Below are 16,886 nucleotides of genomic sequence, written 5' to 3'. Positions count from 1 at the left end.
CTAGTTCGGGGGCTACGTGCCCGGGAGCAGCGTCATCGGCGTATCGCGAGGAGATGGAACTCGGCGAAGCGGTGGGTGTCGTCGGCACGCTTCACCGTGCGCCACTCCTCGTCGAAACCAGCGTCGGCCAGGGCCGCCGCCATCCGATCCGGGTGCCAACGCCAGGCGGGCGCCACCCGATGATCGAATTCGACGATCTCGTCGGTGTCGATCGTCTGCCCGGCGACCAGCACGCCGCCGCCGGTGGGCATCCGACCGGCCCAGCCGTCGAGAATGCCGGGAACGGACGCGGGTGGCACATGGATCAGGCTGAAGCGCGCCACGATTGCGGCGACGTCGATGTCGTCGAGCTCCGTCGAGGTCAAATGCGCGTCGTCGAGAACGAAGCGTAGGTCGGCATGCGACGATCTCGCGATCCGCAGCATCTCGGCGCTCGGATCGACGCCGATCACATCGAGACCGGCGGAAGCCAATTCCGCCGTCACACCGCCCGGTCCGCAACCCACGTCCAGCACGGTCCCGGGGATCCCGCTCCCGCGAACGTGGTCGACGAAGGACTCGATCACACGGCGCTGCAGCGCGTTCGAGAACGGCGAGGGGAATGTCTCGGCGTACAGGTCGGCGAGGGCGTCGTAACCGGGCTGATACCCGGCAGAGTCGTCGCCGGCACTCATGCGATCCGGACTCCGCGCGGCAGCTTGCCCGCAGGGATCCGCAGACGACGTGCCGCGGCACCGTATCCGAGTCCGCCGAGCGCCAGATAGATCCCCAGGCCGACGTACCACGAGTGGCCCATCTCGGACGTCTCATGTGCTGCTTCACGGGCGCGATGGCCGGTGGGGTCGCTCCCGTCGCTGTAACCGTAGGAGATGTCGGCACATGTCCGCGGGCCGATGTACGGACCCGCCCGGACTGCCGACAGAGTCCGTGCGATCTCCTGGGCTGCCGTGCTGTCGGAGGTCCTCATCGGGTTCTGCGGCGGCGAGGAGACGGCGTCGGCCACGATGAAGAACGGGTTCGGGGCGAGGAGCCACCAGATGCGTTCGTGGTGGTGGAATTCCTCTCCTCGGGTGACCTCGCGACACGTCCAGGTGGGCGTCGGGCTCGATGGATCGGTCACCGTCGTGTCGGTGCGGACCACCGAATGCGTCTGCGCGACTGTCGGATACAGCAGGCCGAACACCACCGGCAGGCCGAGCAGGAGGAAGAAGACGGCGGCTTGCGTCAGCACCGCGGACCCTGCCGGTCGCGCCGTCACCGCGGAGAACCCGAGTCCGATCCCCGCGTAGCAAGCGAAGACGAGCGCGAGGACGACCGCGCCGACCACCCCGCGCCAGATCGGTTGCGGCGCTTCGACCAAGCCCCAGATCACATACGGTGCGGCGACGGCGACCAAGGCCATCCCCGCCACCCAACTGCCGATGAGCTTGCCGAGTGCGAGTTGCCAATTGCTGATCGCGGTGTCCTGCACCACGGCCAGGGTCGCGTCCTTGCGGTCACCGTTGATCGTGGTCGCCGCCAGGGTTGGGGCCACGATGATCCCGAGTAGCACCAGGAATCCGATCAGGAGCCCGTACAGATTCGACGCCCACCCGGCGTAGGTGCCGCCGAATGCCCCGACGGCCAGGTACATCGATCCGAAGACGGCGAGGGAGGTCACGACGAAGGCGACGACGAGCGTGGCCTTCCATCTCGTCGTCCGTAGCCGTTGGCGGAGTTCGAGTTCGACGATGACCCCGACCATCCGCCACCACGACGAGAATCGGGCCCGCGGCGAGACATCTGCTTCGTGCGTCTCGGTGGTCATCGGCGCTCCGGGTCGAGTGCGAGGTAGGCATCTTCGATGCCGGAGGACACAGGAGCGAATTCGCTGACCGCCGCACCGGACGACACCACCTGCGCGAGGTGCCGCGCGGCAGCGGACTCGTCGTCGAAGCGAACTTCCCGCGCCTGCCCGGGCGGCTGCCCGACGAGCCGGATCCGCCACACCCCGCCGGCCGCACCGTGCGGTGTGCGGGTTCGGCCCCCGGTCATCAGCACGACGTCGTCGACCATCTCCTCCAGCTCGGAGAGGATGTGCGAGGACACCAGGATGGCGCACCCGTCGTCGGCGAGGCGGCGCAAGTGGCCGCGCAGCTCCATCCGTGACCGCGGGTCCATTCCGGATGCCGGCTCGTCGAGCAGCAGAATCCGGGGCCGGTGCACCAGGGCTCGGGCGAAGCCGAGGCGCTGTTTCTGGCCGCGCGACAGCTCGTGCGCCGGCCGTGTCGCGAAATCGGTGAGATGGACCGACTCGAGCAGTTCGGCGGCGCGTTGCCGCGCCTGGGTGGTGGGCATTCCGTACAGCTTGGCGAAGGTCGTCAGGATCTCGTGCGTCGTGAGGCTTTCCCAGGTGCCGAAGATGTCCGGCATCCACCCCGTCAGTCGACGCATGTCCGCCGGCTTCGCCGGCGCGTCGTCGACCACGATCGCACCGGTGTCGGGGGCGAGCAGGCCGGCGAGAAGCAGGAGCAGGGTGGTCTTGCCCGCCCCGTTGGGCCCCACGAGCCCGGTGATCCTGCCGGATCCGAGTTCGAGGCTCGCATCGGCGACGGCCGTGTGCCGGCCGAAGGTGCGCGAGAGCCCGGTCGCGACCAGTGACATGGCTCGACCGTAGCCGAGTGTCAGATGACCCCGGCCGTCCGCAACGCCGCGATCTCGTCTTCGGGCAGCCCGAGCAATCCGCCGTAGACGGCCTCGTTGTCGCAACCGGGGGCGGGGGGACCGGCGTTGCGGATGCCACCGGGGGTGTCGCTGAACTGTGGCACGACGCCGGGACCGAGGACGGTGCGGTGCGCACGCTCGTCGTAGTGTTCGGCGATCATCCCCCGTGCCTGTAGATGCGGGTCGGCGACCACCTCGGCGACGGAGTTCACCGGTCCGACAACGACTCCCGCGGCACCGAGTACTTCGGTCAGCTTCTCCGGTGTGTACTGCCGCGACCATTCGCCGATCAAATCGTCGAGCTCGTCCTGGTTGCGTCCGCGCGCGGCGTGATCGACGAAGCGGTCGTCGGTCGCGAGCTCGGGTTGTCCCATCGCCGCGCACAGCCGGGCGAACACCGAATCCTGGTTGGCGGCGATGATGACGTGCGTGCCCGCGCTGGTCGGGTAGAGGTTCGACGGTGCGATGCCGTCGAGCCGGGTGCCCGACGGGCCGCGGACGACGCCACCTGCGTCGTAGTCCGCGATGGCCGATTCCTGCACGGCGACACACGATTCGATGAGGGAGGTGTCGACGACCTGCCCCTCGCCGGTCACCGAACGCCGGTACAGTGCCGCGAGGGCGCCCTGCGCGGCGAACATACCGGCCAGGGTGTCGCCGAGTGACAGCGCCAGCCGGGGCGGGAGCTGTCCGGGGTAGCCGTTGAGATACCGCAGACCGCTGGCGGCCTCGGCGACGGAGGCGTACCCGGCTCGTGTCGAATCCGGGCCGGTCTGGCCGTAGCCCGAGACCCGCACCACGACGATGCCCGGGTTGCGAGCGGACAGTACATCCGGGCCGATGCCGAGCCGCTCGAGCGTCCCGGGACGGAAATTCTCGACGATGATGTCGGCCCGTTCGACGAGATCGAGGAACAGCTCGCGCCCTCGGTCCGCCCGCAGATCGAGGGTCACCGCCTTCTTGTTGCGGCCGTGCACCGTCCAATAGAAGCGGTGACCGTCGACCTCCGCCTGTCCCCAGGTGCGGATCGGATCGGGCTTGCCGGGCGGTTCGATCTTGATGACGTCCGCGCCCATGTCACCCAACAGCCGTGCCGCGTGTGGTCCGGCGATGAGCGTGCCCAGTTCGAGGACGGTGACGCCGTCGAGCGGGCCGGCGGGACGGTCGCTCATCGGTCTCGGCGAGGTGTCGGTCATCCAGACAGTGTGGCCGGTCACCCGGCGTGCGCCAAGGGTCGGCCCGGGTGGCCGGCCGATCGCGGTGCGGTCTCGCCTGCTGGCTCGACACACTCGGAACGTTTGAAACAAATCAACCCCGATGTGTCAATGAGTACGAGCCGACGCTAGGGTGTGTGTCGTCGAACACACCGAAGGGGCGGGCAGAACATGGTTGATCAGGCGCCGGGCACGGGACTGCTGCCGGACATCCGGCTGGCCGACATGGTGTCGGGAGTCGCGTCGTTGCGTCGTGACGCCGGCACGATTCTGCGGACCCTACCGGCGATGCTGCCCACACCGCCGACCACGAAGGTGTCCATCGGCAAGCGGTTCCAGCAGAGTGCGCAGAAGTACCCCGACCGGGACTTCCTCCGGTTCGAGGGTGCGTCGATCACGTACCGCGAGGCCAATGCTCGGGCCAACCGGCTCGCGGATCTCCTCACTCGCGAGGGTGTCGGGCGCGGTGACGTGGTCGCGGTGCTTTCGCGTAATCACCCCGATGTCGTCATCGCGATGTTCGCGATCGTCAAGATCGGGGCGATCTGCGGAATGCTCAACTTCAATCAGCGCGGCGCGGTGCTGGAACACAGTCTCGGACTCATCGAGCCGAAAGTGGTTCTCTATCAGCACGATCTGCTGGAGGCGCTGGAATCGGTGCCGGCCGGATGCCGGCCGGAGAAGGAGTTCACCTTCGCCGAACTCGCCACACTGACCGCGCGCTGCTCCCCGCTCAACCGGCCGGTCACCGACACGATCGAGGTCGGGTCGACCGCGATCTACATCTTCACCTCGGGCACAACGGGTTACCCGAAGGCCAGCAAGATGAGTCATTACCGCTGGCTGGTGGCGATGAACGGCATCGGCGGGCTGGGAATCCGTCTGCGCGGCGACGACGTCATGTACACGGCGTTGCCCTTCTACCACAACAACGCTCTCACGATCTCGGTCTCGTCGGTCCTCGCGTCGGGCGCCTGCCTGGCCATCGGCAAGCAGTTCTCGGCGTCGAAGTTCATCGACGAGATCATCGAGAACAACGCCACCGCGTTCGCCTACATCGGTGAGCTGTGCCGCTATCTCCTCGCGCAGCCGCCGAAGCCGACCGATCGCGCGCACCGCCTCCGGCTGGCCGTCGGCAACGGTCTGCGCCCGGACATCTGGGATGCCTTCACCGAGCGGTTCGGTATCGACCGCGTCGTCGAGTTGTATGCGGCGAGCGAGGCGAACATCGGTTTCATCAACGTCTTCGGCTTGTCCAAGACGGCCGGGTTCTCGCCGTTGCCGTACACGATCGTCGAATACGACGAGGAGACCGGCGAGCCGCTGCGCGGTCCAGACGGGCGGGTGCGGCCGGTCGGGAAGGGTGGCACCGGATTGCTTCTCGCGCAGATCAATTCACGGGTGCCGTTCGACGGTTACACCGACCCGGCCGCGACCGAGCGCAAGATCGTCCGCGACGCGAAGCGCAAGGGCGACAAGTGGTTCAACAGCGGCGACGTCGTCCGCGATCAGGGCTTCTCGCACATCGGCTTCGTCGACCGCATCGGCGACACCTTCCGCTGGAAGGGCGAGAACGTGGCCACCACCGAGGTCGAGGCGGTGCTCGACGCGCACCCCGCCGTCGAGGAGGCGGTCGTGTTCGGTGTGCCCGTTCCGGGGGTCGACGGCAAGGCCGGCATGGCGGCGGTGAGCCTGCGCGACGGCGAGACCTTCGACGCCGACGGTCTCGCCCGGCACGTTCGCGACGGTCTGCCCGCGTACGCCGTGCCGTTGTTCGTCCGGCTCGTCGAGGCGCTGGAACACACCTCGACGTTCAAGAACATGCGCACCGAACTCCGCAAACAGGCCTACGGGCAGACCGGCGACGATCCGCTCTACGTGCTCGTCGGGGAGAAATACGTCGAGTTCTATCCGGAGTTCGTCGAGGAGTTGGCCGGCCGGCCGACGCGCTGAGGTCAGGCGCCGCGCAGCGCGGACAGGCGCTCGCCGACGAAGTCGAGCGCGCTGCGCTGCCAGAGCCCGATGTGATCGAGCATGGCGTGACCGCCGCCGGGGACCGGGATGAACTCGGCGTCGACGCCCAGCGCCGAGAGCTCGGCGATGCCCTTGCGGGTCCGCTTCGCGAGCGTGCGGGTGTCGGCGTCGCCGTGCACCGCGACGACCCGCGCGCCGGGCTGAATGTGTCGCCAGTCGGCGAACTGCCACCACGGCGCCAGGCCGAGGACGCCGATGACCCGGCGGTCGGCGGCGAGATGGGCGGCCACGCGTCCGCCCATCGAGTGTCCGATCGCGACCACCGGCACGCCCGGGTGCCGTCGGCAGATCTCGTCGAGTGCCGCACGGGCGGGGAGCAGAGGCGAGTTGTCGTCGCCGTTCCAGCCGTACACGCGGTAGCCGACCTGGTGGACGCGCACCGACCGGCCGAATCGCAGTCGCAGCGACCAGGTGAACGGGTACATGCGCAGGGCGGACGGCTGCCAGGGACTGAACGGTTTGTGGCTGTTGTCCGTGCCGCCCGGCAGGACGAGCACGAGCAGGCCGGGGGATCGGCGTCCGGGGGACAGCAGTCCCGACAATCCGGCGATCAGCATGTGTGCAGGCCCCTTCGATGCGACGTCGACGATCGTCCCACCGTAGCGATTCGGTATCCGGGTCCGGACGGATCGGTTCGTCGACCGGGCGAACGGCGTGTGGAGTGGCACAATCGCGGTCATGGCACATCCTCGCGCTGGTACCTTGGCCCTGCCCGAAGACCTCGTCGACGTGGACGCCCTGGTGCGTGCCTATTACGACAACACACCCGACCCGTCGGACCCGTTGCAGCAGGTCGTGTTCGGGACGTCGGGGCATCGCGGATCGAGCTTCGACAACGCGTTCAACGAGGCCCACATCCTCGCGACGACGCAGGCGATCGTCGACTACCGCCGCTCCGCCGGGATCTCTGGTCCGCTGTTCATCGGGTTCGACACCCACGCTCTCTCGGTCCCCGCCTGGCGCACCGCACTCGAAGTGCTCGCGGCCAACGAGATCACCGTCTACACCGCCGAGAGCGACTCGTTCACACCCACGCCGGCGGTCAGCCGCGCCATCCTCATGTTCAACCATGACAACCCGGGGGTGCTGTCCGACGGCATCGTCGTGACGCCGTCACACAATCCGCCGCGGGACGGCGGATTCAAGTACAACCCGCCGACCGGCGGTCCTGCGGACACCTCGATCACCTCGGTCGTCGCGGCGCGGGCGAACGAACTGCTCGAGCAGAAGCTCGACGGTGTCGCGCGCATCCCGTTCGAGCGCGCGCGCGGCAGCGAGTTCGTGCAGGACTACTCGTTCCTCCTCAACTACATCGACGGACTCGGCGATGTGGTCGACATGCGAGCGATCCGCGACGCCGGCATCCACATCGGCGCCGACCCGCTCGGCGGCGCGTCCGTCGGCTATTGGGCGCTGCTGGGCCTCCGATACAACCTCGAGCACCTGACGGTCGTGAATCCGACGGTGGACCCGACGTTCTCGTTCATGACGCTCGACACCGACGGCAAGATCCGGATGGACTGTTCGTCGGCCAACGCGATGGCCTCACTCATCTCCTCCCGTGATTCCTACGACATCGCGACCGGCAACGACGCCGACTCGGACCGGCACGGCATCGTCACGCCCGACGCCGGTCTGATGAACCCCAACCACTACCTGGCCGTCGCGATCGACTACCTGTTCACGCACCGGCCGCAGTGGTCCGAGTCGGCGGCCGTCGGCAAGACGCTCGTGTCGTCGTCGCTGATCGACCGGGTGGTCGCCGGGATCGGACGACCGCTGCTCGAGGTTCCCGTCGGCTTCAAGTGGTTCGTCGACGGCCTGCTGAACGGGCGCGTCGCCTTCGGTGGCGAGGAGAGCGCCGGGGCGTCGTTCCTGACCTTCGACGGCAGCCCGTGGTCGACCGACAAGGACGGCATCATCATGGCGCTGCTGGCGTCGGAGATCCTCGCGGTGACGGGCAAGTCGCCGTCGCAGCGCTACGCCGAACTCGCCGAGGAGTACGGGACGACGGCGTACGCGCGGATCGACGCGCCGGCCAGCCGGGAGCAGAAGGCGGTGCTGTCGAAGCTGTCGCCGGAGCAGGTGACGGCGACGGAACTGGCGGGCGAACCCATCTCGGCGATCATGACGACCGCACCGGGCAACGGCGCCCCGATCGGCGGCCTGAAGGTCACGACGGAGAACGCCTGGTTCGCGGCTCGTCCCTCGGGGACCGAAGACGTCTACAAGATCTACGCCGAATCCTTCAAGGGCGCAGACCATCTCGCGCAGGTGCAGAGCGAGGCGCAGCACGTCGTCGACGCGGCGCTGGGGGCGTGAGCGAGTAGCGGGACGGCGGTGGTGGTCACCGCCCCGGTCCGGCCGGACGTTCCCTCAGACAATTTTCAGCGCGGCGCCGTTATTGTCGGAATGTGAGCAAGAAGCGCAAGCCGGGAGCATCGGTGCCCCGCACCACCAACTCGAAGTATCAGCCGAGCGCGCCGTCGAACACGATGACCTACGTGCTCGGCGGCATCGCGGTCCTGGTGATCGCGGGCCTCGTGATCGGCGGGATCTGGTGGAGCGGACGCGATCAGGGTGACACCGATCAAGCCGCGCTGGCGTCGAGTTCGACGATGATCGTCGGTCCCGAGACCGCTCCGCTCATCGACGTCTTCGAAGACCCGATGTGTCCGGTGTGCAAGGTGTTCGAGCAGCAGTCCGGACCGGCCATCACCAAGGCCGTCACCGAGGGCAAACTCCGCGTGCGCTACCACACGCTGCACTTCTTGAACTCGCGGTCGGCGACCGGTGACTACAGCTCGCGGGCTGCCGGTGCGCTGACCTGCGTGGCCGACGAGCAGAACACCGATCTGTTCCTGCGATTCCACAGCGCGCTGTTCGCCGCCCAGCCGCCCGAGGACGGCACCGGCAACATCACCAGCCCCGAGCTCGCGCGTCTCGCCACCGAGCAGGGCGCGACGCCGGCCACCGCCACGTGCATCACCGACAATGCGAAGGTCGCCCAGGCCGAGGAGAACGCGCAGAAGTCGACCGACGAACTGTCGAAGGCGACCGGCGGCCAGGTCGGCACCCCGACCGTGCTGCACGACGGCGAGCCCGTCAACGGCGTCCTCGAGGGCACCGGTTGGCTCGACAGCATCCTGGGTGGTGGCAACTCCTGAGTCGCGGGACGCCGACTCGACACCGATCGGGTCGGCGTCCTGGCGATTTGGCTGGTATCGCCGAGATGGTGTAACTTCGCCAGTGCCCTTGAACAGGGCGGAACAACAAAATACGGGGCTATGGCGCAGCTGGTAGCGCACCACACTGGCAGTGTGGGGGTCAGGGGTTCGAGTCCCCTTAGCTCCACCGAACGAAGCCCGTTCCGACATCTGTCGGGACGGGCTTTTCTTATGAATCCACGACGCCAGACCGGTTGTCGACCGTGCCTCCCCCGATCCTTGCTCATCCGCTCTCGGTATTTGTACCGATGACAGCTGTCACCGCTCCGCCGATGCTGTGTCCACCGACACACGGGTTCGGACGGAAGGAACAATCGTGGCAACGACCACCGGATACATCTGGAACACGCTCTACGGCTGGGCAGACACAGGCAGCGGCGGCATCTTCCCGCCCAGCGTCGACGCACTGACGCAGCCGATCGCCCATCATGTCGCACACCCCGACACCAAGCGACGGCTTCACGAGCTGATCAGTGCCTCCGGATTGATCGACTCGCTGCGGCAACTCGAGCCGGGGCCCGCGACCCGCGAGGACATCCTCCGCGTCCACGACGCCGCTCACTATGAGCGCATCGTGAGCGAGAGCGCCCTCCCCAAGGGCGGCGACGCCGGCGACGGGGTGTCGCCGTTCGGCAACGGTGGCCATCACATCGCGCTGCTCGCCGCCGGAGGTGCGATCGAAGCTGTTCGTGCGGTCGTCGACGGCACGGTGCGAAACGCGTACGCACTCATCAATCCGCCGGGACACCACGCCGAGCGCGCCACCGGCCGCGGGTTCTGCATCTTCAACAACGGCGCGATCGCGGCGGCCCATGCGCTGGAGACGCTCGGGCTGCAACGGGTGGCGATCGTGGACTGGGATGTCCACCACGGGAACGGCGCCCAGGACATCTTCCGGGAGTCCTCGAAGGTGCTGAACATCTCGGTACACCAGGATCGCTGCTTTCCGTCCGACTCGGGATTCCGGGACGAGCGGGGTTCCGGCGACGGGTTCGGTTACACGCTCAACGTTCCGCTGCCGCCCGGTGGCGGCAGCGGCGCATACGAGTACGCCTTCGACGCCGTGGTGCTGCCCGCGTTGCGCGCATACCGGCCCGAACTGATCATCGTGGCGAGCGGATTCGACGCATCGATGATGGACCCGCTGGCGCGGATGATGCTGCGCGCCGACGGGTTCCGCTCGCTGGCCCGTAAGATCATCGACGTGGCCGATGAGGTGGCCGACGGGAAGCTCGTCTGTCTCCAGGAGGGCGGTTACAGCCCGTACTACGTTCCCTTCTGCGGGCTGGCGGTGGTCGAGGAGCTCGCCGGCGTCTCGACCGGTACAGCCGATGCGTTCGCGCCCATCCTGGGTCCCATGGGCGGCGATGACCTGCTCGCCCACGAGCGCGAGGCGGTCGACGCGGCGAAAAAGCTGCTCGCGGATATCACCTAGGGGAACGAGTCCCGGTAGATCCGCGCCAGTTCGGCGACGGGGGCTGTCGCGGGACCGGGGATGACCGTGGCGGTCGCCGTCGCCCTGGCGGCCGCCTCGGTTCGTCGGTCCACCCCGAGCTTGCGTCGGATGTTCACCATGTGCGTGTGCACCGTCCGCGGACTGAGATCCAGGCCTGCGGCGATCGCGGCGTCGGTGCGTCCCACCACAAGTCCGCTGAGCACTCGCACCTCCTGTCGACTCAGATGCCACACCTGCTCGGCGTTCACCGGCCGGGCGGTCACCCTGAGGTCGCCGAAGTCGCCCAGGCGCGAGAGCGTCACCCGGTACCGAGTTCCCTGATGCCACCACAGGTGTCGGAGTTCATCGACCCCGCTGGCGGCGAAGCCGTCCACGACATGTTCGAAAGCGGCTTCGGCGATGAACGGAACGTCCACCGGACCCGCCGACCGGGTCCGAGCGCCCGGGCGCAGGTAGACGGTGGACGGGGCCGGTGCGTCCGAGTCCGTCGGATCGGCCGATGGTGCTCGCTGAATGTTCTCCGCCCCCTGGTCCGGTCGCAGGACCAGCGCGAGCAAGCCCGACAGGTCGCGGGCCAGCGCGCGCTGCGGCGCCGCGAATGCGTCGGGGCGTCGGGCGGAGAAATGTGCGAGACCCACGTAGTTGCCACCGTCGAACAACTCGACCGTCATCCCGTCGGCGAAACCCTCGGCCCGCAGGTACTGCTCGAACAGCACGGTACGGGTGAACTCTTCGCGTACCCTCCCGCCGACGTCGCTGATCGAGAGAGGCAGGCCGTCTGCGGGATTGAGCCGGCTGGTGAAGCCGACCTCGTAGTCACGAGGGAACAGGTGCTGCAAAGCCCAGGCCGAGCCCGCGGAGTAGCCCACCCGGGACACGATCCGAGACCGTGCGCCCTCCGGCTGGTGGATGAGCAGCGCGGCGTCGAAGTGCACATGGCCCTGGAGCAGCCGCACTGCCCGCGTCAACTCACCCCGCGTCAGATCGGTTGCCGGATTGCTCATTTCGTCAGTGTATGGACGCGACGCAGGTGCCGCCGGAAGTCGGTGACATCAGGTCCGCGGGGTTCCCGGCAACGTACCGAGGGGCTGGTCGACAGTGCTGTTGCGACGGCTTCTCCGGTCAGTCGCGCCCGATGCCCACGGGCATGGGGAGGATCTCGACGCGGGCGAGGCCCGAGGTGACGGCCGGGTCGGCGGCGCTGATGGCCCGGACATCGTCCTCGGAGTCGGCGCGCACCACGCCCAGGCCCCAGTTGCCGGTCGGGTCGACGACGGGACCGAAGATCACCGCGGTGCCGTCGGCGAGGAGCCCCGACCAGTACGCGCCGTGGCGGCCCATGATGGCGGCCTCGTCGTCGGACATGTCGCCGGGACCGAAGGTGGACGCGGCGGCACGAGTTTGTACACGAAGTGGGTCATGTTCTGACGCTCTCTCTTCAGGGGTGGGTCGATTCGATGACGTCGACGCAGGCCGCCAGGGCTGCGGCCCAGCCGCCGGAGTACGCGCCGGAGCTGTAACCGCCCGGCGCGGCGCAGTCTTCGCGAAGCTGTTCCTCGCTCAGATGCTCCCAGCCGCGGTGTTCCACGGACACCCGCGTCAGAGCCGGACCGAGCGAGGTGAACGACAGCTCGACCTCGGTCGGCTCGGGAGTGTTCAGCCACGACATGACGAACCGACTCGGGGGTTCCCACACCGCCAATCGACCCCATTCGGCGGTCGTGCCGTCGTCCCAGGTCTCATAGACCCGGCCGCCGGTGAACTCGTCGATGGTCACCGTCCGTGCCCGGTCCCCGCCGATCGACATCGGCTGCAGCGGCCACCAGACCCCGATGGTCCGGACAAAAGTGGTGAAGACGTGGTCGAGATCGCTACGGACGGTAGTGGATTGACGTATCGGCGGCCGTCGGAGCGGGAGAACGGCACCGCCATCGCGACTTCCGGCGCCGTCGACCTCGCGTTCACCCGGCACGGTTCACCTCGTCGGCGTCGGTCAGTCCGCGTTCGGCCTCGACCAGTTGCCGCGCGACGTCGAGAGATGACGCCCACATGTCGTCGAGCAGGTCGCGTAGTCGGTCGATGCCCTCGGGTCGGGCGCGGTAGATGCGTCGGGTCCCCTCGCGGCGTTCGGCCAGCAACCCGGCGTCTTTCAACACCGTGATGTGTTGAGAGATCGCCGTGCGGCTGACGTCGAACCGGGCGGCGATGTCGCCCGCGGACAGCTCCTCGCCGGAGACGAGTTCGAGGATGGCGCGGCGGCGGGGCTCCGCCATCGCGCGCAGGGCCTCGTCGACGCCCGGGGACTTGTCGGTCACGCCCAGAGTCCGATCGAGTTGCCGTCGGGGTCGGCGAACATCGCGAATCTGCCGTACCCATCCGGGAGGTCTGTGGGCGGTACGAGTGCCTTGCCGCCGAGTGCCTCGGCCCGGTCGAGGGACGCCTGCAGATCGTCGACGCGCATGTAGACACTCACCCCGCTGGTCCCGCCGGGTTCGGACACGGCGCCGATGCCGCCGGAGACGGCGCCGTCACCTGCGCCGGTGTCGACGAGCGAGTATTCCGGGCCGGAACTGTCGTCGATGGTCCAGCCGAACAGATCGCGATAGAACGCGGTGAGACGGGTGGGGTCATGCGAGGTGATCTCGAAGAATGCGACTGGTGCTCCCATGAGGACTCCTTGTGCCGGTATATGTCGGTAATTGCTAACGTTAGCTATCGCTGACGGAACACGCAAGGGTGTGGAGAGCCATGACCGGTCTCGGCCTGTGCCCTAGAGTCCAGCCATGGGTGTCGCACTGTCGTCGGAGGTCGTATGAGCGATTCGGTGAGCCACGACCGGCCGTGGCGGCGCCCGGGTGCTCTCCGCTACGGCCTGCGGCGGGTGCGGAACGCCGTACGTCCGCCGGTGACCATCTACCCGGCACCCGACGACATGATCAAGGACGCCGACGTCCCGGTGGTGATGCGCGACGGGGTCACCCTGCGGGTCAACGTGTATCGGCCGGCGGGGGATGGTCCGTTTCCGGTCCTGCTCTCGGCGCACCCCTACGGCAAGGACGCGCTGCCGGTCCGGACGCGGTTCGGGTGGAAGATCAACTTCCAGTACCGGATCATGAATCAACCTGCGCCGTATCGCGTTTCGAGTGAGACGGGCTGGGAGGCGCCCGACCCCGCGGTCTGGACCTCGCGCGGCTACGTCGTCATCAATGCCGACCTGCGCGGCGCGGGGACCTCGGAGGGAACCGGATCGCTGCTCTCCGACGCCGAGGCCCTCGATGTCCACGACCTGATCGAGTGGGCCGGCCGGCAATCCTGGTCGACCGGCGCGGTCGGCATGCTGGGCGTGTCGTATCTCGCACTCTCGCAGTACAAGGCGGCAGCACTCCACCCGCCCCACCTCGCGGCGATCTGTCCGTGGGAGGGGTTCACCGACCTCTACCGCGACTTCATGAAGCCCGGTGGAGTCGACGAGAGAGGGTTCTCCCGCATCTGGGCTCTCGTCACCCGGAAGGCCGCCCGGTTGTCGGAGGACATCGATGCCGAACGTCGCCGCCACCCCCTGCGAGATGACTGGTGGCAGAGCAAGACACCGGATCTTGCGGCCATCGAGGTGCCGATGCTGGTGTGCGTCAGTTTCTCCGACAGCAATCTGCACAGCGCGGGTTCGATGCGTGCGTTCGAGCGGGCCGGGTCGGCTCACAAGTACCTGTACACCCACCGCGGACCGAAATGGGCGACGTTCTACAGCGACGACGCGGTGGCGACCCAGCACGCGTTCTTCGACCGACACCTGCGCGGGGACACGACCAGGACCCTGCCACGGGTCCGCCTCGAAGTCCGGGGGTCGCGGACCGAGGTCACCGATGTACGCGAGGAACATGAGTGGCCGCCGGCGGCGACCACGTGGACCGAACTGCTACTCGCCGACGGTGATCGTCTGACCCGGGTCACCGGGGGAGGCGTGGCGAGTGGTTCGTCGGTTCTCGACCTGCGCGGAGCCGGGCTGGCCTACGACCTTGCCATCGATTCTCATCTCGAACTCTCCGGACCGATGAGTGCTCGACTATGGGTCAGCCTGCCGCGCGGTGGGGATGCGACGTTGTTCGTGGCAGTGGAGAAATGGGCCGGAACGCGGTGGGTCCCGTTCGAGGGTTCGTACGGATACGGCCGGGACCGCATCGTGACGGGTAGGCAGAAGCTCTCCCTGCGAGCACTGGACCGCGATGCATCGTCGGTGGCCCGGCCGGTGCACAGCTTCGACCGCGTTCAGTTGCTGGAGCCCGGTCAGATCGCGGAGATCGAGGTCGGACTCGGATCGTCGGCAACATCTTTCACGCCTGGCGATCGCCTGCGGCTGGTGCTCGCGGGACGGAACATCGACCGGGGCAACCCGTTGACCGGACATTTCCCCGCCCGCTATCAGACCGGTCCCCGCGGAACGTGTCGGATTCATCGGGGCGGAGATCATCCCTCAATGCTGACGGTGCCGCTGATCGAGGCGACGAATCCGGCGGCCGGTCTGAATCCGTGACGACAGCTGAGGAGAGTACGTGGTGACGACCGAACCCCCGACCTGGCTGCTACTGCCGGGAACCCCGCTGTCGCCGGCGGTGTGGGACGGCGTGCGTGCCGAGCTGGCCGAGTACGGACACGTGATCACGCCTGCGATCAGCCCGCCGCCGGGTTATGCGGATGACGATCTACCCGCGCGGCTCGCCGCCGGGGTCGCGGAATCGGTTGCGTCCGAGGCGCCCTGGCATGTGGTGGGACATTCCTTCGGCGGACAGGTGGCCCTGGAACTCGCGATCCGGCGCCCCGAGCTCGTCTCCCGCCTGACGCTGCTGTGCACCCGAGACACGCCCTTCCCGGCATTCGACGCTGCGGCAGCCGCCGTCGAGGCCGGCACCGTCGATGTCGACGGCACACTCGGCCGCTGGTTCAGCGCAGACGAGTTGCGCAACGATGGACTGGTCGTCCGCTACGCTCGCGAAGCCGTGGCCGCCGCGGACCACGCGTCCTGGGCGTCGGCGCTGCGCGCGATCGCCCAATTCGACTGTTCGCAACGCACCGCGTCGATCTCGTGCCCGGTGACCGTGGTCGCGGCCGAACACGACACGGTGTCCGACGTCGCCTCCATGACAGCCATGCATCAGCGGATACCGGGATCGGACTTCATCGTCCGCGCCGGGGCCTGGCATATGAGCATCTTCGACGACCCGGCCGCGGTGGCGCGAATTCTCCTTTGACGACCGGCGAATCTCGACCGTCGGGCTTCAGGTCGCGTCGGCGATGATCTGCCGCTGGGCCGTGAACATCTCGGCCAGATTGTTGCTGACCGTGGTGTCCATCGCGGGCGGTGCGTCGTCAACCGTGTTGTGCGTGACCGTGAACGATACGCCCCGCTCCTCGCCGACCACGATGATCCCGGCGAGGTGAACCTCGATCGCACCGACCTCGTACTCGCCGGTCATCCGGACCGCTTTGTAGTCACCGTCGATCGGCAGCTCGACCTTCTCGAGCGCGAGAGTGACCGGGACGTCCCCGTCCTCGAGGGTCAGCGTGAAAGACGAACAGGCGGAGACGATCTCGTCGAACTCGTCGTAACCGTTGTCGGCCGGCTTGGTCACGTCGGCACTGTAGTTGTCGAGACCGAAGAGTATCTCGCTGGAGGACGAGGTCTCGGTGAGCTCGCGCTCCGCGCGTTCGTTGCCGGTCTGCTGAGACTGGACCAGCGTCGCACACTTCTCGTTGTCCACGGTGCTGCCGTCGTCGTCGTCGGTACTGCCCGTCTCCGTGCTGAATTCGCCCGTGATGTCCGGGAACTGGTCTTCGGGCAGCACCAGTTGGAGGGCCGAGGCGGTCGGGATCGACGGTTCGTCGTCGCCACCACCGCGCAGGGTCAGCGCCAGCACCACCGCCACCACGACGATCAGTACGAGGACCAGTCCGCCGCCGCCGATGAACCACCACTTCTTGCTCCCGCTCTTGGCCGGCGGGGGCGGTTGCTGACCGAACGGCTGGCCATACGGTTGTTGGCCGAACGGCTGCTGGCCGTAGGGCTGCCCGCCATAGGGCTGTTGGCCGTACGGCTGCCCACCGTACGGACCCGGGTTCGGCGGCTGGCCGGGAGCCGGCTGCGGCCCGCCGGGTTGGTGACCGCCAGATGGCGGCCAGCCGGGTTGCTGCGGCCCCTGCGGACCCATGGCGGTCGGCTGGTTGGGGTCGTAGGGACTGCCCACGGTCGGCTCCTCC

At 68.0% G+C, this 16,886-nt stretch carries 17 protein-coding genes and 1 tRNA gene; 7 read left to right on the top strand and 11 right to left on the bottom strand.

Annotated features, from left to right (window positions below; genetic code table 11):
• Positions 1–32: 32 nt before the first annotated feature.
• The 4 genes from LEL84_RS08040 to LEL84_RS08025 are packed head-to-tail and all read right to left on the bottom strand — an operon-like array spanning position 33 to position 3,899.
• Entirely contained in the window at positions 33–674 is a 642-nt protein-coding gene (locus LEL84_RS08040) for a class I SAM-dependent DNA methyltransferase (RefSeq protein ID WP_068971871.1), read from the bottom strand.
• A complete protein-coding gene (locus LEL84_RS08035; protein ID WP_068971872.1) occupies positions 671–1,807 on the bottom strand; it encodes an ABC transporter permease in 1,137 nt (378 codons plus the stop codon). Before LEL84_RS08035 ends, LEL84_RS08040 begins: the two co-directional genes overlap by 4 nt.
• Positions 1,804–2,643, bottom strand: coding sequence for an ABC transporter ATP-binding protein (locus tag LEL84_RS08030; protein WP_065631555.1), 840 nt, complete (start codon positions 2,641–2,643; stop codon positions 1,804–1,806). The genes LEL84_RS08035 and LEL84_RS08030 overlap by 4 nt, the downstream gene beginning before the upstream one ends.
• 20 nt (positions 2,644–2,663) lie before the next feature.
• Positions 2,664–3,899 carry a CaiB/BaiF CoA transferase family protein gene (locus LEL84_RS08025; RefSeq protein WP_068971896.1) on the bottom strand — a complete coding sequence of 412 codons (1,236 nt, stop codon included), beginning with the start codon at positions 3,897–3,899 and terminating at the stop codon, positions 2,664–2,666.
• Positions 3,900–4,088: 189 nt separating this feature from the next.
• On the opposite strand from LEL84_RS08025, the gene LEL84_RS08020 reads away from it, so the two are divergent.
• Positions 4,089–5,870, top strand: a complete 1,782-nt coding sequence (locus LEL84_RS08020; RefSeq protein WP_226513755.1) for a long-chain-acyl-CoA synthetase — start codon at positions 4,089–4,091, stop codon at positions 5,868–5,870.
• A 2-nt stretch (positions 5,871–5,872) separates the two neighbouring features.
• Here the strand turns inward: LEL84_RS08020 and LEL84_RS08015 are convergent, their stop codons facing one another.
• The gene (locus LEL84_RS08015) at positions 5,873–6,631 is read right to left on the bottom strand and encodes a serine aminopeptidase domain-containing protein (RefSeq protein WP_226513754.1); all 759 of its coding nucleotides are present in this window, start codon (positions 6,629–6,631) and stop codon (positions 5,873–5,875) included.
• On the opposite strand from LEL84_RS08015, the gene pgm reads away from it, so the two are divergent.
• The 4 genes from pgm to LEL84_RS07995 all read left to right on the top strand — a co-directional run bounded on the left by pgm (position 6,630) and on the right by LEL84_RS07995 (position 10,613).
• The gene (gene pgm / locus LEL84_RS08010; protein ID WP_226513753.1) at positions 6,630–8,273 is read left to right on the top strand and encodes a phosphoglucomutase (alpha-D-glucose-1,6-bisphosphate-dependent); all 1,644 of its coding nucleotides are present in this window, start codon (positions 6,630–6,632) and stop codon (positions 8,271–8,273) included. The two genes, LEL84_RS08015 and pgm, sit on opposite strands and share 2 nt — an antisense overlap.
• Positions 8,274–8,365: 92 nt before the next feature.
• Complete coding sequence (locus tag LEL84_RS08005; protein WP_065631552.1) at positions 8,366–9,118, top strand: DsbA family protein; 753 nt, start codon at positions 8,366–8,368, stop codon at positions 9,116–9,118.
• A gap of 114 nt (positions 9,119–9,232) precedes the next feature.
• Positions 9,233–9,305: transfer RNA gene (locus LEL84_RS08000), tRNA-Ala, on the top strand.
• A gap of 189 nt (positions 9,306–9,494) precedes the next feature.
• Positions 9,495–10,613 carry a class II histone deacetylase gene (locus LEL84_RS07995; RefSeq protein WP_226513752.1) on the top strand — a complete coding sequence of 373 codons (1,119 nt, stop codon included), beginning with the start codon at positions 9,495–9,497 and terminating at the stop codon, positions 10,611–10,613.
• Here the strand turns inward: LEL84_RS07995 and LEL84_RS07990 are convergent.
• The 5 genes from LEL84_RS07990 to LEL84_RS07970 form a co-directional block, all read right to left on the bottom strand.
• Positions 10,610–11,638, bottom strand: coding sequence for a response regulator transcription factor (locus LEL84_RS07990; protein WP_226513751.1), 1,029 nt, complete (start codon positions 11,636–11,638; stop codon positions 10,610–10,612). The two genes, LEL84_RS07995 and LEL84_RS07990, sit on opposite strands and share 4 nt — an antisense overlap.
• Before the next feature lie 118 nt (positions 11,639–11,756).
• On the bottom strand, positions 11,757–11,999 hold the full coding sequence (locus tag LEL84_RS07985) for a YciI family protein (RefSeq protein ID WP_226513750.1): 243 nt from the start codon (positions 11,997–11,999) through the stop codon (positions 11,757–11,759).
• A 73-nt stretch (positions 12,000–12,072) separates the two neighbouring features.
• Positions 12,073–12,606 carry an SRPBCC domain-containing protein gene (locus LEL84_RS07980; RefSeq protein ID WP_065631725.1) on the bottom strand — a complete coding sequence of 178 codons (534 nt, stop codon included), beginning with the start codon at positions 12,604–12,606 and terminating at the stop codon, positions 12,073–12,075.
• Entirely contained in the window at positions 12,596–12,949 is a 354-nt protein-coding gene (locus LEL84_RS07975) for an ArsR/SmtB family transcription factor (RefSeq protein ID WP_078113706.1), read from the bottom strand. The genes LEL84_RS07980 and LEL84_RS07975 overlap by 11 nt, the downstream gene beginning before the upstream one ends.
• Positions 12,946–13,302, bottom strand: a complete 357-nt coding sequence (locus LEL84_RS07970; protein WP_226513749.1) for a VOC family protein — start codon at positions 13,300–13,302, stop codon at positions 12,946–12,948. The genes LEL84_RS07975 and LEL84_RS07970 overlap by 4 nt, the downstream gene beginning before the upstream one ends.
• Positions 13,303–13,446: 144 nt before the next feature.
• Between LEL84_RS07970 and LEL84_RS07965 the strand changes: the two genes are divergently transcribed.
• Together LEL84_RS07965 and LEL84_RS07960 are read left to right on the top strand one after the other, a co-directional pair.
• Complete coding sequence (locus tag LEL84_RS07965) at positions 13,447–15,165, top strand: CocE/NonD family hydrolase (RefSeq protein ID WP_226513748.1); 1,719 nt, start codon at positions 13,447–13,449, stop codon at positions 15,163–15,165.
• Between the two features lie 22 nt (positions 15,166–15,187).
• Complete coding sequence (locus LEL84_RS07960) at positions 15,188–15,880, top strand: alpha/beta fold hydrolase (protein ID WP_226513747.1); 693 nt, start codon at positions 15,188–15,190, stop codon at positions 15,878–15,880.
• A 27-nt stretch (positions 15,881–15,907) separates the two neighbouring features.
• Here LEL84_RS07960 and LEL84_RS07955 read toward each other — a convergent pair whose 3' ends face one another.
• Positions 15,908–16,873, bottom strand: coding sequence for a hypothetical protein (locus LEL84_RS07955; RefSeq protein ID WP_137811007.1), 966 nt, complete (start codon positions 16,871–16,873; stop codon positions 15,908–15,910).
• Positions 16,874–16,886: the final 13 nt, after the last annotated feature.

This window comes from Gordonia sp. WA4-43, from assembly GCF_020520305.1.
Taxonomy (GTDB): domain Bacteria; phylum Actinomycetota; class Actinomycetes; order Mycobacteriales; family Mycobacteriaceae; genus Gordonia; species Gordonia hongkongensis.
Note: the sequence above shows the minus strand (reverse complement) of the source record. Positions and strands in the feature narration are given on the sequence as shown.

Coding starts and splice junctions, on each gene's coding strand:
- LEL84_RS08040 (WP_068971871.1), bottom strand. CDS start 674: ATGAGTGCCGGCGACGACTCTGCCGGGTATCAGCCCGGTTACGACGCC.
- LEL84_RS08035 (WP_068971872.1), bottom strand. CDS start 1,807: ATGACCACCGAGACGCACGAAGCAGATGTCTCGCCGCGGGCCCGATTC.
- LEL84_RS08030 (WP_065631555.1), bottom strand. CDS start 2,643: ATGTCACTGGTCGCGACCGGGCTCTCGCGCACCTTCGGCCGGCACACG.
- LEL84_RS08025 (WP_068971896.1), bottom strand. CDS start 3,899: ATGACCGACACCTCGCCGAGACCGATGAGCGACCGTCCCGCCGGCCCG.
- LEL84_RS08020 (WP_226513755.1), top strand. CDS start 4,089: ATGGTTGATCAGGCGCCGGGCACGGGACTGCTGCCGGACATCCGGCTG.
- pgm (WP_226513753.1), top strand. CDS start 6,630: ATGGCACATCCTCGCGCTGGTACCTTGGCCCTGCCCGAAGACCTCGTC.
- LEL84_RS08015 (WP_226513754.1), bottom strand. CDS start 6,631: ATGACCGCGATTGTGCCACTCCACACGCCGTTCGCCCGGTCGACGAAC.
- LEL84_RS07990 (WP_226513751.1), bottom strand. CDS start 11,638: ATGAGCAATCCGGCAACCGATCTGACGCGGGGTGAGTTGACGCGGGCA.
- LEL84_RS07985 (WP_226513750.1), bottom strand. CDS start 11,999: ATGTCCGACGACGAGGCCGCCATCATGGGCCGCCACGGCGCGTACTGG.
- LEL84_RS07970 (WP_226513749.1), bottom strand. CDS start 13,302: ATGGGAGCACCAGTCGCATTCTTCGAGATCACCTCGCATGACCCCACC.
- LEL84_RS07965 (WP_226513748.1), top strand. CDS start 13,447: ATGAGCGATTCGGTGAGCCACGACCGGCCGTGGCGGCGCCCGGGTGCT.